General features: G+C 60.7%; 12 protein-coding genes and 2 pseudogenes. 10 read left to right on the top strand and 4 right to left on the bottom strand.

Annotated elements, in window-relative coordinates:
- Together ACFC0O_RS22210 and ACFC0O_RS22205 are read right to left on the bottom strand one after the other, a co-directional pair.
- Positions 1–1,352: serine/threonine-protein kinase (locus tag ACFC0O_RS22210; RefSeq protein ID WP_375960690.1), on the bottom strand; the 1,352-nt coding region annotated here is incomplete at its 3' end.
- 458 nt (positions 1,353–1,810) lie between these two features.
- Positions 1,811–2,326 carry an NUDIX domain-containing protein gene (locus tag ACFC0O_RS22205; RefSeq protein ID WP_375960689.1) on the bottom strand — a complete coding sequence of 172 codons (516 nt, stop codon included), beginning with the start codon at positions 2,324–2,326 and terminating at the stop codon, positions 1,811–1,813.
- Positions 2,327–2,490: 164 nt separating this feature from the next.
- Here ACFC0O_RS22205 and ACFC0O_RS22200 point away from each other — a divergent pair, with 164 nt between their 5' ends.
- The 6 genes from ACFC0O_RS22200 (at position 2,491) to ACFC0O_RS22175 (ending at position 8,404) form a co-directional block, all read left to right on the top strand.
- On the top strand, positions 2,491–2,697 hold the full coding sequence (locus ACFC0O_RS22200) for a hypothetical protein (protein ID WP_364647276.1): 207 nt from the start codon (positions 2,491–2,493) through the stop codon (positions 2,695–2,697).
- Positions 2,698–2,737: 40 nt separating this feature from the next.
- Entirely contained in the window at positions 2,738–2,995 is a 258-nt protein-coding gene (locus tag ACFC0O_RS22195; protein WP_375960687.1) for a hypothetical protein, read from the top strand.
- A gap of 707 nt (positions 2,996–3,702) precedes the next feature.
- A complete protein-coding gene (locus ACFC0O_RS22190) occupies positions 3,703–5,016 on the top strand; it encodes a DNA cytosine methyltransferase (protein ID WP_375960685.1) in 1,314 nt (437 codons plus the stop codon).
- 15 nt (positions 5,017–5,031) lie between these two features.
- Entirely contained in the window at positions 5,032–5,484 is a 453-nt protein-coding gene (locus ACFC0O_RS22185; RefSeq protein WP_375960683.1) for a very short patch repair endonuclease, read from the top strand.
- Between the two features lie 255 nt (positions 5,485–5,739).
- Positions 5,740–6,954 carry a Shedu anti-phage system protein SduA domain-containing protein gene (locus ACFC0O_RS22180; RefSeq protein ID WP_375960681.1) on the top strand — a complete coding sequence of 405 codons (1,215 nt, stop codon included), beginning with the start codon at positions 5,740–5,742 and terminating at the stop codon, positions 6,952–6,954.
- Between the two features lie 637 nt (positions 6,955–7,591).
- Positions 7,592–8,404 (top strand): GIY-YIG nuclease family protein, encoded by an 813-nt coding sequence (locus ACFC0O_RS22175; RefSeq protein WP_375960679.1) that lies wholly within the window; start codon positions 7,592–7,594, stop codon positions 8,402–8,404.
- A gap of 399 nt (positions 8,405–8,803) precedes the next feature.
- Here ACFC0O_RS22175 and ACFC0O_RS22170 read toward each other — a convergent pair.
- A pseudogene (locus ACFC0O_RS22170) lies at positions 8,804–8,998 on the bottom strand (IS3 family transposase); the annotation flags it as partial.
- Here ACFC0O_RS22170 and ACFC0O_RS22165 point away from each other — a divergent pair.
- Positions 8,999–9,256 (top strand): protein NO VEIN domain-containing protein, encoded by a 258-nt coding sequence (locus ACFC0O_RS22165; RefSeq protein ID WP_375960790.1) that lies wholly within the window; start codon positions 8,999–9,001, stop codon positions 9,254–9,256.
- Positions 9,257–9,520: 264 nt separating this feature from the next.
- On the opposite strand, the gene ACFC0O_RS22160 is transcribed toward ACFC0O_RS22165, so the two are convergent.
- Positions 9,521–11,245, bottom strand: a complete 1,725-nt coding sequence (locus tag ACFC0O_RS22160; RefSeq protein ID WP_375960677.1) for an AIPR family protein — start codon at positions 11,243–11,245, stop codon at positions 9,521–9,523.
- 382 nt (positions 11,246–11,627) lie between these two features.
- Between ACFC0O_RS22160 and ACFC0O_RS22155 the strand changes: the two are divergent.
- From ACFC0O_RS22155 to ACFC0O_RS22145, 3 genes and pseudogenes are all read left to right on the top strand, one after another.
- Positions 11,628–12,683, top strand: a pseudogene (locus tag ACFC0O_RS22155) (IS3 family transposase).
- A 459-nt stretch (positions 12,684–13,142) separates the two neighbouring features.
- Positions 13,143–14,186: a hypothetical protein gene (locus tag ACFC0O_RS22150; RefSeq protein ID WP_375960675.1), complete on the top strand. Its 1,044-nt coding sequence runs from the start codon at positions 13,143–13,145 to the stop codon at positions 14,184–14,186.
- On the top strand, positions 14,174–14,932 hold the full coding sequence (locus ACFC0O_RS22145; RefSeq protein ID WP_375960673.1) for a class II glutamine amidotransferase: 759 nt from the start codon (positions 14,174–14,176) through the stop codon (positions 14,930–14,932). Before ACFC0O_RS22150 ends, ACFC0O_RS22145 begins: the two co-directional genes overlap by 13 nt.
- Positions 14,933–15,113: the final 181 nt, after the last annotated feature.

Here is a 15,113-nt window from a genome sequence, read left to right as displayed (position 1 = left end):
AGGTCGCCTCGCTGTTTGAGCATCACGCCGAGGTTGTTCATGGCGTTGGCGTTTCCGGCATCGATCGCTTTGCGGAACCACACCTCGGCTTCGGCCAGGTCGCCCCGCTGTTTGAGCAAGAACCCGAGGTCGTCCATGGCGATGGTGTTCCCGGCATCGATGGCTTTGCGGAACCAGCTCTCGGCTTCGGCCAGGTCGCCTCGGTCCTGAAGCAGAACCCCGAGACTGCTCATGGCGTTGGTGTTCCCGGCATCGATCGCTTTGCGGAACCACACCTCGGCTTCGGCCAGGTCGCCCCGCTGTTTGAGCAAGAACCCGAGGTCGTCCATGGCGATGATGTTCCCGGCATCGATGGCTTTGCGGAACCAGCTCTCGGCTTCGGCCAAGTCGCCTCGCTGTTTGAGTAGAAACCCGAGTTCGTCCATGGCGATGGTGTTCCCGGCGTCGATGGCTTTGCGGAACCAGCTCTCGGCTTCGGCCAGGTCGCCACGGTCCTGAAGCAGAACCCCGAGATTGAGCATCAGACGGCTCGTATCCACCGGAGCGGCTGAGAACTGCGCCGCCGAGCGGGGGGTGAGCGTAGTGACGGTGACCGCACGCAGAAGGTCAGCGACCAAAGCCTGGCCTGACGGGTAGCGATCGGCGGCATCCTTGGCCAGCGCGGTCGCGATCACCGAATCCAAATGCACTGGTAGGTCCAGGCGTATCGCATGCGCGGACGGGACCGGTGCGGTCAGGTGAGCGGTCATGAACTCGACAGGTGCTTGCCGTGGGAATGGAAGCTGCCCGGTCAGTAGCTGAAACATCGTGCACCCGAGCGAGTAGATATCGGCGCGGTGATCGACTGAGCCTGCGGCGAACCGTTCGGGTGCGGTATAGGGCAGCGACATCGCGATGCCGGTCACGGTCGTCGCGGAATCGGCTGTGCGGGCGATTCCGAAGTCGGTGAGGACCGCTTTCTGTCCATGGCGAGGGTCCTGCTCCAGGAGCAGGTTCGCTGGTTTCACGTCTCGATGCAGCACTCCCTTGGCATGCGCGTGATCGAGCGCGTGCGCGGTATCGGTCACCAACCTGATCACTTGCTCGATCGGCAACCCGCCGGATGTGCCTGCCAGAAGTGCCGCAGCGTCCCCACCTGCGATGTGCCTCATCGACAACCACAACGCCTCGTCCTCAGGATCACTGCAATCGTGGACCTGCACAATGTTGGGATGGTCGAGCTGCGACACCAATGCCGCCTCTCGATCGAACGCAGCCCGCGCCCCCTGGTCCAGGGCCCACTGATCATGCAGAACCTTAAGTGCCACATCACGTTTGAGCCTCGGATGCCGAGCAAGATAGACCACGCCCATCCCGCCCGCACCCAACCGTGTCCTGATCACGTACCCCGCAAACACCGACCCCACGCCTAACACACCGTCACCCCCGATCTTGTTCGACCACGATCCATGACCTATCCGGACAACGCTACCGAGTACCGCTTTCGCTGGCCCAGCAAAGCTCTTAACTCCCAATGCCCTGTTCGACCCCTGACTCCCGTCTTCCAGGAGTTGTCAGACGAACGGATTACCGAACACCTCGTAGAGGGGAAACACCAGCTGCTGAACTCCTCGGCCAGCCGTGTGGTCACCCGAACGAGCTGGCAGGTGAGTTCGTGGCCCCGCGGACGGACCTCCACGACAGGCTCTATCGAGCCGCTGGAAGACAGCACACGGCTGCAGGAACGGAAACGACAACACCCGTAGGAGCATCCGGGCCCCTGCTCGATCACCATGAGTCACACAGCAACAGAGCGAGGGCAGCCCGCTCGTCACTTGATCGGCCGCCCCTGCTCACACAACACAGTCACTCCGTCGCGTGCGCTAGCCAACCCCGCGGCGAGGCGATCGAGCAGCAAAGGTTTCACCAGAACTGCAGCCTCATCCAAGGTATGGAAGGACGCCGAGAGAATCTCTCCGTCTCGCAGCCTCATCCGCATGGACGAATCGTCCGGAAGCACACCTCCGTCGAAGACGAAAACTACTCCTTCAGGCCTGGAGTCTTGCGGGCGAACGTAATCCACGACAAGCAGTCGCCCATGCGGGATCCACAGTCCCAGCTCCTCGCCAACCTCGCGCTGAGCTGTTGCCCATGGCGACTCGTCGGCTTCCACAGCACCACCTGGAATCTGCCAGTTCGGCTTGTACGACGGCTCGACCAGCAGCACGCGGCCTGCACTGTCGCGGAACAGGACTCCCGCCGCCATCCGCTTGCGGGCCAATCTCGCGACGTAATCCGCGACAGGCAAATCCTCGGCCGCGGAATCGCCGGAATCAGGCGCGTTCACCCGAGCCACCCTAACGGCGCTGCTACGCCCACGCGCGGCGATCGCGGCGTTTCAGCGTCACGAACACGCCGTGACAAGGCCTACAGCTGTCTCGACCCTATGAAAGGAACAGAGTGACCATTTCACCCACAAGGAATGATATGAACGGTGATACCGTAAATATCATGGCCACCAAGCAGATCTCCATCACTGTCGACGAGCAGATCGTTGCCGCCATCGAACGCATCTCCGGCGGCAACAGATCAGCGGGATTCGAGCACGCCGCGCGGGTGTACCTGCTCACCTCGCAAGCCAAGGCGATGACCAGCGAAGAAGATCAACAGCTCGCCGACTTCGATGCGACCTGCGAGCAGTGGCGCGCCAGTGCATAGAGGTGACGTCTACAAAATCAGCACGGTGACAGGTCGCGCGATGAATGCACTCGTGGTGTCCGACATCGACCTAGCCGAGCCAATCGGCTACGTCTTCATCACCCCGATCGTCGAATCGCCCGGGACGCGCCAGCATGTCACCGCACCGATCTCCGCTGTGGAGAACGGATCCGCGGTCGTATGGCGTACTCAGTCCGTGCCCTTGGCCAACCTCGAAAAGGGCAAACTGGCGGGTCAGGCCACCGACAGCGAGATGGCCGAGGTTGATTCGCTGCTCAAGGCCTTGTTCGGGCTCTAGCGAACGGGCCCTGCGAGATGGTCGAGCCCCGACCTCCACGGTCGGGGCTCGACCACTGGAAGGCCCAAATGAGCCACACATCCTGGAAGGCAGGGGCGCCGTCAAGTGAGAAGCCCGAGAAATCCGTGCCCATCGTGCTCGTTCAAGGCGACTTGTCGCCGGGTTTGCTCTGCTGATCGTCGCCGCGTTCGTTGCAGGGTGCGATAGCAAGACTGACACCAGCGGGGCTGCTGCAGGGGTAGGTGACAACCGAGTTCAGGACGCAGAGAGGGGCCTAGCAAAGCAACCGCTTCTGTCGGTAGGGCTGGCTACGGTTGAGTAGCCGACCGGAACGCAGCCGGGTGGTGCCACAAACCCATGGTGATTCATGTCGCTCAACGCAGCAAAAATTTCACCGGTTGTCGAGAGGAGAGGAGTATCCGTGCAGGTCAACGACTTTGCGGTTGAATTCGGACTGCCACATCGGATGCCGACGGTTCGAACCTGCAACGCGACACGGGCGGGTACCGTGTTCGCCGGAATCGATGCGACAATCCCATCGTTGTAATTTGCTGACGCAGGGGCCCGCAAACTGCTGACTAGGTAGCGGTTTCCAGCATCAGAAGCGCGTCGCAACAGGACGTACGAGCCGATCGTGACACGTGGATTGAACGACTGTACAGCTACAGGCGACTGCAGGACTGGTGCCGCGAGACAAGAGGAGACAGGTGCATAGCTTCTATGAATTCTTCGCCGGCGGCGGTATGGCACGTGAGGGCCTCGCCAGAAGCGGCAAGTGGGAGTGCCTGTTCGCCAACGATTTTGACGCAAAGAAGGCTGCTAGCTACAAGTCAAATCTGCCTGATGGCGAAGGCGGCGCGATGGTCGTTGCGGATGTTGCCAAACTAAGCGTCGACGAACACCTCGCAACTGGCCATGCAGACCTCGCATGGGCGTCGTTTCCTTGCCAGGATCTATCCCTGGCAGGTTCAGGGGCAGGGCTGAAGGGGGCGCGATCAGGAACCGTCCATTCCTTCTGGAAGCTGATCAAGGAGTTGCGGGAGCAGCAACGCGCACCGCGGCTGGTCGTGCTCGAAAACGTTGTCGGCGCGCTCACCGCAGGTAAAGGCCAGGACTTCGTGACTCTCGGCAACATGCTCGCCGAGAGTGGCTACCGTTTCGGGGCGGTCGTGATCAATGCTGAGCATTGGGTTCCGCAATCGCGTCCGCGACTGTTCATCATCGCGGCGCACCGCGAGCTTCCGATCGATGGACTGGTTTCGGAGCACCCCACTCGGTGGCACCCTGTCTCGCTGGTCGCCGCACATAGTCGCCTCCTGGCCGGGTCCAAGGCGACGAGGAAAGATGATGCTTGGGTTTGGTGGAATCTCCCCGAGCCGCCTTCGCGTAGGACGAAATACCAGACTTTGGCGGATGTAATCGAGCCTGGTGACCCGGCCAGCGTCGAGTGGCACGATGAGGCGGTAACTAAACGGCTACTCAGCGAGGAGCTGATGAATGCCGGGAACAGAAAGAAATTTGAAGATGCAAAACGACGCGCCAAGGCGACTAGCGATACGGTAGTCGGAACAATCTACAAGAGAATGCGGCCTGAAGGCCCATTAACTGGCAAAAAAGATAAGGACGGCAAGCCGCTCCGCGAGAAGGTTCAACGTGCCGAGGTTCGCTTCGACGACATCGCTGGCTGCCTTCGCACGCCAGGCGGCGGCTCCAGTAGGCAGACAATTTTGGTCATCGATAAAAATGGTAATCGAGTGCGTTCTCGCCTGCTCTCCACTCGGGAAGCAGCGCGCTTGATGGGCCTGAGGGACGATTACATCCTTCCTGATAAATACAACGATGCGTACCACCTCGCCGGAGACGGAGTAGTTGTCGACGTCGTTCATTTCTTGGCCGAGAATGTCCTTGAGCCGTTGCTTGAGCCACTCGCCTCGACTGATATTAGAAGGGCTGGAGCTAAAGCGACACAGTCCCAGCTCGAAATTAAATATGGAGACGAAAAGGTTCCCGCCTGTGTTTGAGGCCAATTCTATCCGGTGAAGGAAACACCAGAGCAACGCTCTCGCACGATGCGAGCAGTGCGGTCGGTAAACACAGGTCCCGAGATGATTGTGCGCCGTTATCTTCATGCAGCCGGGCTGCGATACCGGCTGCATGATCGACGGCTTCCAGGGAAGCCTGACGTAGTCTTCCCCAGCCGTCGGCTGGCTCTGTTCGTACACGGATGCTTCTGGCATCAGCATCCCTACTGTCGAGCAGCGACCAGGCCAGCGTCGAACACTGATTACTGGTCTCGCAAGCTGGACGGCAACGTTGCCCGCGATGAGCGCCGACAAACCGAACTGGAAGCGCGGGGCTGGAAAGCCCTGACCTTCTGGGAATGCCAGACTCGAGACCCAGCGATGCTCAACCAGCTTTCCTTGCTGATCCGGAACAGTCCCGTTGTCAGCGGCCGGTCCTCGTCAGCGGCGAGTTCAAGACAGCCATGACAGGTTACGTTGACGCGCGGGTCGCTGGGTTTCCTTGCCCCGCAGGCATTCCGGCAGCGATGGTCATCGACCGGGTTCGAGCAACAACAACTCGTATAGCCGCTGGACCAACTCAGGTCCCTCGCCTTCGGCCGCACAGCGGGTCGGCCCCGGCGGGCAGCATTGGTGGTGAATATTCCCAGGTAGACGCGCAAAACCCGATCCGCACCGGAATTCTGCCGGGAGTTTGTCGGACGTGGCTGCAAGACTATCCGCGTGACGAACGATGTTCTGGAAGCTGAGCTCACAACCTTCACAGAAAAGCACGGGTTCACCGGCATAAGCGCACTAGCGGTGGGTCTCCTTGTGACCGACCGTGCTCGCGAACTGGGCTTCCCTCTCAACCCAGATGCCTTGCTCACCCCGGGTGGCGGCCAAGTGTCACACCTTGGAGGGAAACGCGTGCCACGATTGCTAGCCAGTCATGGCATAAACCGCGAACTCCCCACAGAGGGCGGTCGAACGTCCCGCGGCACCCTTCGCATGATGCGCGACTATGTCGACATGCTGAACACGTTGCACACGGCGGGCCCTGTTGATCTCGACAGTGTTGAAGAGTTCTGGATTCAGCGGTTTCGTGACCATTTCGCGTCGGTGCCCTTGGAATCCGAGGGTAACGCCTCGAACGATAGCAGTGAGCCAGCTGGCAGCGATGATCCAAGCTCGCGCTTGCTGGAATTGATCGAAGGCAGTGGCATCGACCCGCAGTCGTTGGCCGACGCCATGGTTCGTCACCCCAACGCGGACCAGGTCATCTCGCTACTTGCAAGCAGCGCCGCTGGTATGTCGGCGGCCCAGGCCGCAGTGCTTGACCAGCGGCGAGACCTTGTCGCCAAGCTGCGGGAATTGATCAACGATCCGACCAGCACGGAGACAGACGTCCAGAAATTGATCGGCAATGCGTACTGGATCTTCGGCGGCCGGTACGTCGGCGTTGCTGAACGGCGATCATTCACAGTGCTGGACCAAACAGATATCCCGTTACTTGGTTCTGACCGCACGCTCCACATCGTTGAACTGAAGGGCCCGAATATCAAGAAGCTCATCGTGTTTCATCGCAATCATTGGATTGCGGGGCCGAAGGTTCATGAGGCCGTCGCACAGGCGATGAACTATCTCCGAAGTTTCGACGAACAAGGACTACAAAACTCGGCGGCGTTCAGCAACGAGCTGGGCCAGACCTACGATATGAGCCGGGTTTTCGCGACCGTAGTTCTCGGTCACTCCGATCACGGTCGGCCAGATGCTGTCACACCTCGCGAGGTGGTCACACGCACTCTTCGCCAATACAGCGCCGGACTAAGTCGAATCGAAGTCATCACCTACGACCAGCTCGTAGAGAACGCCGAACGAGCCCTTCTTTTCGAGCATGTCACACAGAATCAGGCTGCAGCGGTGGCTGAGACGTCTGAGGATTCGACCGTGACCTAGTTGTGCTGTCTCATGAGGCCGGCTCACCGTTTCACAGGTGGCTGGCCAGTTCAGTAACCATCGGTGAGGAAACCGAAGCGCATCGGCCGACGCATTGTTCGACGCGCGCCGCGAAGTCCTGCGAGTGCGGCTACCGAGTCGTTCGACCCGGAGCACGTATCTCCGATCCCCCAACGAGGACGTATGATTCCGTGGATGACCTTGGGGTGGGAAGGATTGCGCAAGCCCGTGTTTGAGACTAGTTCCGCCGGCACGGTCAGGGCCGCCGAGTCCATATTGCCAATGCACCGCGACCGTCCCGACCGGCTGCGTAGTCCGGCCCACCGTTACCAATCGCGCACTGTTTACCGCTGGACACGGGAGGGCATCGCCGCGCAGGAGATACGGCCCGATGGCGTGTCTGGCTGTCTGCGGCGGCTCATCCAGGCAGGCCGACACCCCTGCGGCGGAAGGCAAAGTCAGCGTTCAGCGAGTGACCGCAACGAGTACGGCGCGCGTATGAGTACCGAGGTCCACAAGCTTTATCGATTCCCGGCCAGCCAGGACGAATTCACCTTCGGCGATGCCATCGCCGTGTCGGCTGTCGGGTGGTTAACCGAGTCCGCCGGGCGGCCGTTGGCCTCCAGCGGACTCGTTCGTGTATCTGCAAACGGTGAGGCGGGAGTCAATGGGTAGTCGAGGCGTAGCTAGCTATAACGACCCGGACAAGAAGCCGCCGACCAAGAAGTCCATGCCGACCCGTTTCGTGCGGGAGTTCCGCGAGAAGCTGTCGAATGCCCTCGACACGGTGGATGACGTGAGCGGCGTGAAGCTGGGCAAGTGCATTGGCGCTTACGCCTTCTACGACTACGACCGCGAGCCGATCTACGTCGGGCAAACCACTGAGGACTTCGCCACCCGCATTGGCCGCCACCTCCGCGGGCAACGGTCGGACACTCTGGCCTACCGCATACTCGACCCATTCGAAGTCGCCGAGATGGAGCTGTACGCAGTCGAGCACCTGCGTAAGGTTCCGCCCAAGGATCGTCGCGCCCAAGTGGACGCTATCGAGTACTCGGCGTACGTGCACGCTATTCAGAACTCCAAGTACAAAGCCATCCTCAACGAGAAGATCCCGCCGGTCTCGGAAATCGTCGACCTGCCCGAACCGTACCGCTTCGACCTCGTCCCCAAGGACTTGCGAGAGGATCGCGAGCACCCCGATGTTCGAATCGCACGCCGAGCCGAGACATTGGCTCGCGTGGCTGCAGTCGCCCACGAACGTGGTGAGGTTTCGGCCGGGCTTCGGCGCGTCATCGTGATCCAGGCAGTGCGTCTCGCTGACCTCGCGGCCGCGCGCTTGGCTTATGCAGAGGGCCGAGTGCGGCCGTCGCCCGATTCGATCAATGTGCCCGCGCTCGTCGGCAACGTCATGGCTGAATCCGGCGATACCGACGCTGCCGATGACTAGGCGTGGAATCTCAGGATGTTGGTTCCACGATGTCGAGACTCGGCTGATCGGTGGCTTGTGCCCGATGCCGTCTGCACCAAACTCGTAGCTGCCAACGTTCGGATCGACCGTACCCGGTCCGAACGTCGGCAGAGTCGGCCGCCTCTCGCGAATGGCCTTCGTCGATGTAAAAGCATTGGTAGAAACCTTGATTCATGAGGCGGCGGGGTTTCGTCGCGGGCACCGCGGTACATGGTGTACACGTCGGCCATGGCAGCGGCCGCACGCTGTGAAGCAAGCGCTCCCGTTCTGAGTTCGGCACTGGTGTCGCACAGACTTTGTCTGGCCTCGTCCCTTTCGTTGTAAAGGGGCTCCTGCAGCTGGTCTTCCCTGAATTTTTCGGAGCCGGGTTGCTGGACTTCATGCCACGCCGGTTGTGTTTTCGAACTCTATCGGGGTCCGCATGTCGAGGCCGCTGTGACGGCGTTGCCGGTTGTGGAAGATCTTGAGGTATTCGAAGATCGCGTTGGCCAACTCGACGCGGGTGTTCCATCGGCAGCGGTCCAGGAGCTCGACCTGCATCCGCGACCAGAATGATTCCATCATCGCGCTGTCATAGCACCTGGTTCGCGTATCGATCTAATCGAAGTCAAAGCAGCTGGCCCGAAAACCGCAGGCACATTTCACATCTCACGTAACGAGTTCGATGCGTGCGTGGAGCACAGAAGTCTATGGTGCCTGATTCAAATCATCTTCGACAGCGCTGCATTCACGGCCACCGAAATCCGCGCTGTGCGCGTAAACGCTGTGCGCGAGATCACGGACCACGCCCTTCTCGATTTCATTCCGTCGGATACTCCAGCATTCATCTAGGAGAAGTCCGCGCGGATTAGCCCAACTCAAAGTGCATGGTCTGATTCGAACCTGGATCTCGATCCCGACTTTAGAATTCCAGGCATCGCGTAGACTTAAGAGTCGATGCCAGTCGCCTCCTAAATTGCTATCAACCGATCGAATCTGTTGAGCCGGGGGGGGAATCGGACAGATCGGCGATATCTGCCACTGGCTCGATCCCCACCGAGCTTTCGCGTGGATTTAGGTCCCGGATCTAATACTGGCGGGACACCATTAATTGCGTCATTTCTCAGTCAGCGCAGCAATAACCACATCGTCCACGAACGTCTTGTTCTTTGCGACCCTGTCCAGAGACCATTCGTTCTCCTCACCGACCTTTACGGCAAGTTTCTGAAGCTGCTCCGTAACCTTCGACACATACTCCTCGTCGAAATCCACAGGCTTGGAAGCCAATTGCGCCAGCTGCTTAGGACTATAGATCCTCTTGCCAAGCATTCGGGTCACTATGAAGCAACTGACGTGGAACCTCAGGTTCGCCCGAATGAAGCGGTCAGTATTGACAAGCATCAATGTGTCGACCCGCCGCTGGACAGCGGCAGTCCACAAGTAGGTATCCAGTGTAATCTGCTCGTTGAACAGGTCAGCGTAGTCTCCCGGCTTGTTAAGCAGGGTCGTCGGACGAGCACGGGCATCGTCCGGTCGCGACAGACCAATAGCCATCACCGCTTGGCCCAATGCGGGAATACCGATAATACGATCGGCCGCCTTGCCGGTGTTCTTGTAGAAATTCTTACGGCGATCGTAGTACCATCCGTGCGCCTTGAAGTGCGCCTCGATTTGTCGGTGAATCTTTTCAGTCGCGTGAAGCGAAGCGTCGTGTACCTTAGTTTGACTGTTGGTGGCGCGGATAATCTTGTCCCGGACTTCCTCATCCTGAGCCTGAATGATCCGGACAGCGACGGAACGCTTCTTCCACCGCTCAAGCTGAGGATCATCACTGCTCCCAACAGCAGCATGGATTTCATGGGAGGTCTGCATACCGTTGACGATCTGCACCCCAGTCAAGGTAAAGGTGCTTTCACCACTGATAGAAACAGACGAGCACAGGATCGTCACACCGTTGTTGAACCACCAGAAATCCTCATCGGCGTCGGACTCAAGCGTGGCTTGGATTGCGCGGTTCACCATCACCTCACCCTGGTAGTCACGGACATTCCAGTCGAACAGATTCGTACGCAAACGCTTGCGGTCATCAGAAAGGAACTCGTAGTAATCGCTGAGTCGCACCAAACCGGAATACGCAGTACCCTTAGGCATATAGTGCGCCACTCGAAGCTGAAGATCATACTCCGGCTCGGTGCTGGCAAGCTCATACAGCTCAGTCGCGCCAACCAACCTCGCAATCGATGTGGAGCCCTTGATACGCGATCGGATGAAGATTTCAAGGTCTGCACGCTTGTGCTCGACAGGCTTCCCGACATCAGCGGTGTTGCCTTTGGTGACGTAGTCCACATGAACAGCGATCTTCGGTACCCGGATGCCGAGCTTTGTCCAAGCATCAGTAAAGATACGAACCCGTGAGATGAGCTCCTTTGAGTAGAGAATTTTCAGCTGCTCATCGTCCTGCGCCAGGTCAAACAACCGCCCCAGCGACGACTGAAGCTTATCGAACGACGTTTCGGTGAACGACGATTCCTGCTTGGCCTGGATGATCCAGACATCGACTTCGGCGTGCTTACGAACGTTTGACGCTTTGAAGTCATCGGCGAAAACGTCGGAATCTTCGTCAAGTAGCGCCCCATCGAGGAACACGTAGAAACCATCGATACCGCCATCCATACCCCCACCGATACGCCCGACCTCAATCTCCTCGTCGGAGAGGTCGAACTCGCGAAGCACGCTCTGTGCAGCGAAGAGCTCGAACGCGACATCATCGGGAAGCGGTGTTTCCCGGGCGTCCTGAGCCGCCTTCAAAATCGAGTTAACAAGAATGGCATCGTTGTACAAAAGCAACTCCCCTTAGGTTCAGAAGACCTGGTGCACGGATCCCGAACGTACTACTTGCTGTACGACGAACTGTACTGCGGCACTTGGCACTTGACCGCACCGCACCCTACGGCCGAGTTGCACGACAAGTGCCACTCCAAGCCGATGGAGCGGCCGTCGAATGTGCCAGCGACGCTCGGGATCGGTATCGATGCGTGGACGGCGGCATTTCGCCACCTTCGACCGTTGACATCGGTACCGCTGCTGAGTTCGGTTCCGCAACCCTCTGAACAGCGGGAATGAGCGAGCTGCACTCGGCGGTCAAACCGCAGATCGGGGCTGCTGCAGGGGTAGGTGACAACCGAGACAGCTTGCCGGGAGGCGAGCCTGAAAGGATGTCGCAGTGCCCAAGCCGTATCCGAAAGGGTTCCGTGACGACGTCGTGCGGGTCGCCCGCAACCGCGACGACGGGTCACGCTCGAGCAGATCGCGGCCGATTTTCGGGGTTCATCCGATAACGCTGTCGAAATGGATGCGTCAATCCGATGTCGAGGACGGGAACAAGCCCGGGACCAAGCGTAGCGAGTCCGCGGAGTTGCGTGATGCCCGTCGCCGGATCCGCCTGTTGGAGCAGGAGAACGAGGTGCTGCGCCGCGCAGCGGCGTATCTGTCGCAAGCTCAGATAACGGAAAAGGCTCTACCTGCTCGTGAAAGAGCTTGCCGCCGAAGGGATTCCCGTGGCGGTGACGTGCCGGGTGCTGCAGCTCGCTCGCCAGCCGTATTGCCGGTGGCTGGCCGAACCGGTGACCGCCGTTGAGGTCGCTGAGGCGTATCGGGCCAACGCGTTGTTCGACGCCCACTGCAACGATCCCGAATTCGGCTACCGGTTTCTCGCCGACGAGGCCCGCGAAGCCGGCGAAACGATGGCCGAGCGGACCGCGTGGCGGATCTGTTCGAGCAATCGGTGGTGGAGTGCGTTCGGCAAACCGCGCTGCGGGAATAACGGCAAACCCGGGCCGCCCGTTCACGACGATCTGGTTCGACGGAGTTTCACCGCCGATGCTCCAAATCGTTTGTGGCTCAGCGATATCACCGAACATCGCACCGGTGAAGGCGAGCTGCATTTGTGCGCGGTCGAGGACGTGTCCTCCAACCGGACCATCGGCTACTCGATCGATTCACGGATGAAGTCCCGGCTCGCGGTCACCGCGGTGAACAATGCCGTTGCCCGGCGCGGTGATGTCACCGACTGCATTCTGCACACCGACCGTGGAAGTCATTTTCGCTCAGGAAGATTCGTCCACGCGCTCAATCGCCATCCCGCGAACAACTGTGGATCGCGATCGTCACCTGGATCGAGCGCACCTACCACCGCCGGCGTCGTCAGGCCCGGCTATGGCAGTTGACCCCGATCGAATTCGCAACCATCGTGTCCCCAGCAGCCCGACAGCCTGCTTAACCACTGTCGCCCAATCCTGCAGCAGCCCCGAACAGGTCAGGAACCAGCGGATTCGCTGTCCTCAACTCATAACCAGCCCGGCATAGCCTTTGCGGCTGACAGCCAGGTCCCAATGGAATCCCACAATCCATCGTGCAACGTCCGAATCCCGGCTGCGCGAAGGGACAGCCGCGAGATCCGATAACCCGGTTGACCTGCCCCCGAAGTAGCCCCGGTCAGCCAACCCACATCCTTCGCCGTGACGGAATCGCCTCCGTCACGGCGTTTTTCGTCTTCACCCTCTTCGAAAGGTGCTTCACCATGCCCGAAATCGATTGGCCCGCAGCCCCTTGCGCGATCTGCAACTCGGCCGTCGGCGATGACCACGCGCAACTGCTGGACTCCGAGAGAATCTGCCCCTCATGCGCGGCCCGATTACCGCGCTGCGACCGGTGCCGCGGACCGAGTCGGCGACTGGCCGTGACCATCGAACTCGGACGGCTCTGCCCGCGATGCGCTGCCGGATGGCGGGAATGCGCGCGCTGCCGGTACTACTCCCCGGCGACCTGGCCCACCGACACCGCCGACTATGTCTGCCCACAATGTGTGGACCGCTTCTACGATCATTGCGCCGTCTGCAGTGTCTACACCGCCGAGAGTCGATACGTCTCGGGTGGTACGCGGGTGTGCTCACGATGCGCGCCGCGCTATACCGCCTGCGAGCACTGCGGCACCCTGTTACCCCGCTACACCGACTGCGACAGCTGCGACGCGGGCGGGCGCATCTGGAACTACAACTACAAGCCCAACCCCCGATTCTTCGGCACTGGACCGGTCTACCTCGGCCTGGAACTGGAAATCGTTGTGCCAGAACATCATTACCAGCTCAGTGCGCAGACCGTCAGCGACCATGCGCGTGAGCTGGTCTATCTCAAGCACGACTCGTCGATCGAGCCACTGGGGTTCGAGCTGGTCACCCATCCCATGGACTACACGTTCGCGATCGAGCAGTTCCCGTGGCCGCTGCTCGAGCAGCTGAGCGCATTGGGGTGCTACTCCGATCACACCGTAGGAATCCACGTGCACCTCTCGCGCGCTGGCTTCGATTCTCCTGCCCATATCTATCGCTGGGCGAAACTGATCTACCGCAACGAATCCCATACCGTCGCCCTGGCCCGGCGGCGGTCGCCGTTCGCGCAGTTCTCCGCCACTGCGCGCGAACGCGTCAAGCACACCGCCAAGGACGATGTGCGGCGCTTCGGTCTGAACCGGTACCAGGCGATCAATCCGCATCCGCGCGCGAGCCTGGAATTGCGGGTGTTCGCCGGATCGCTTGACCGCCAACAGGTGCAAGCCGCGCTCGCCTTCGCCGCGGCGACCGTCGAATACACCCGCGGGCTGACGTCCGCAGCGGTCATCCAGTACGGCGGCTGGGACTGGCATCGGTTCACCGCCTGGGTGCGCCAGCATCCGGAATACGCACCGCTGCAGGCCGAGCTGGAGGGGATCGCATGTGCCTGCTGACCTTCCTGCCGAGCGGGGTGGCACCTGATCTGGGCGCACTGCGCAACGGTGCCCGGGTCAACCGGGACGGCCACGGCTTCGCCGTGGTCACCAAGTCCGCCATTCTGGTCGGGCGCGGTATGGACGCGGGAGTCGTGCTCGACAATTTCGCGGCGGTACGCGCTCGCCATCGGAGCGGACCCGCGCTGTTTCACAGCCGCTACGGCACCCACGGCACGGTCAGCATCGACAACTGCCACCCGTTCCGCCTGGGTGGTGATCGGCGAACAGTGTTGGCGCACAACGGTGTTCTGCCCCGGCGCGTACAGCCCGCACCCTACAACCCGCGCTCGGATACCCGCATCGCCGCCGAAACCTATCTGCCGCGCATGCCGTTCGGATCCTTCGACACCCCGCGCGGCCGACGTGACCTGGAGGCTTGGCTCGGGGCCAGCAAGATGGTCGTGCTCACCATCGACCCGAGCTTCGAGCAGAACGCGTACGTGTTCAACGAATCCGCCGGGATCTGGGACGACGGCATCTGGTATTCCAACCGCGGCTATCGCCCCGATCCCACACCGGCACTTCTCGGCTCGCGCGCGTGGCTGTACGTCTGCGAGGCGTGCGATGAGGTCGACTTCAGTCGGCGCGGCCGCTATTGCGGCCGATGCGGCTGGTGCTTCCACTGCGCCAACCACTTCCCCCACTGTGACTGCGACGCCGGTCTGAAGCCACCGGTGCCCGCACTGGGCCGCAGCGGCCACTAGCCAGCACGAGCTTCACCGGCACCGGCACCGGCGACCCGGTCCCTGATCGACCTACCCACCGGCGATTCGTCACGGGCCGAACGCACCCGCAGTCCAGAGGCGTGTTCGGCCCGATTCCTCACCTGCACAACATATTCGGCTCACGGGGATGTCCCGCGAGCCTCGCGGCGCTGCGCCGAAC

It is taken from the genome of Nocardia sp. NPDC056100 (assembly GCF_042266325.1).
Taxonomy (GTDB): Bacteria; Actinomycetota; Actinomycetes; order Mycobacteriales; family Mycobacteriaceae; genus Nocardia.
The sequence above is the reverse complement of the archived record's forward strand: the minus strand, read 5'-3'. Positions and strand labels throughout refer to the sequence as shown.

Excerpts from the sequence above, each read along its gene's own strand:
- ACFC0O_RS22200 (WP_364647276.1), top strand. The coding sequence starts at position 2,491 with ATGGCCACCAAGCAGATCTCCATCACTGTCGACGAGCAGATCGTTGCC.
- ACFC0O_RS22195 (WP_375960687.1), top strand. The coding sequence starts at position 2,738 with ATGAATGCACTCGTGGTGTCCGACATCGACCTAGCCGAGCCAATCGGC.
- ACFC0O_RS22145 (WP_375960673.1), top strand. The coding sequence starts at position 14,174 with ATGTGCCTGCTGACCTTCCTGCCGAGCGGGGTGGCACCTGATCTGGGC.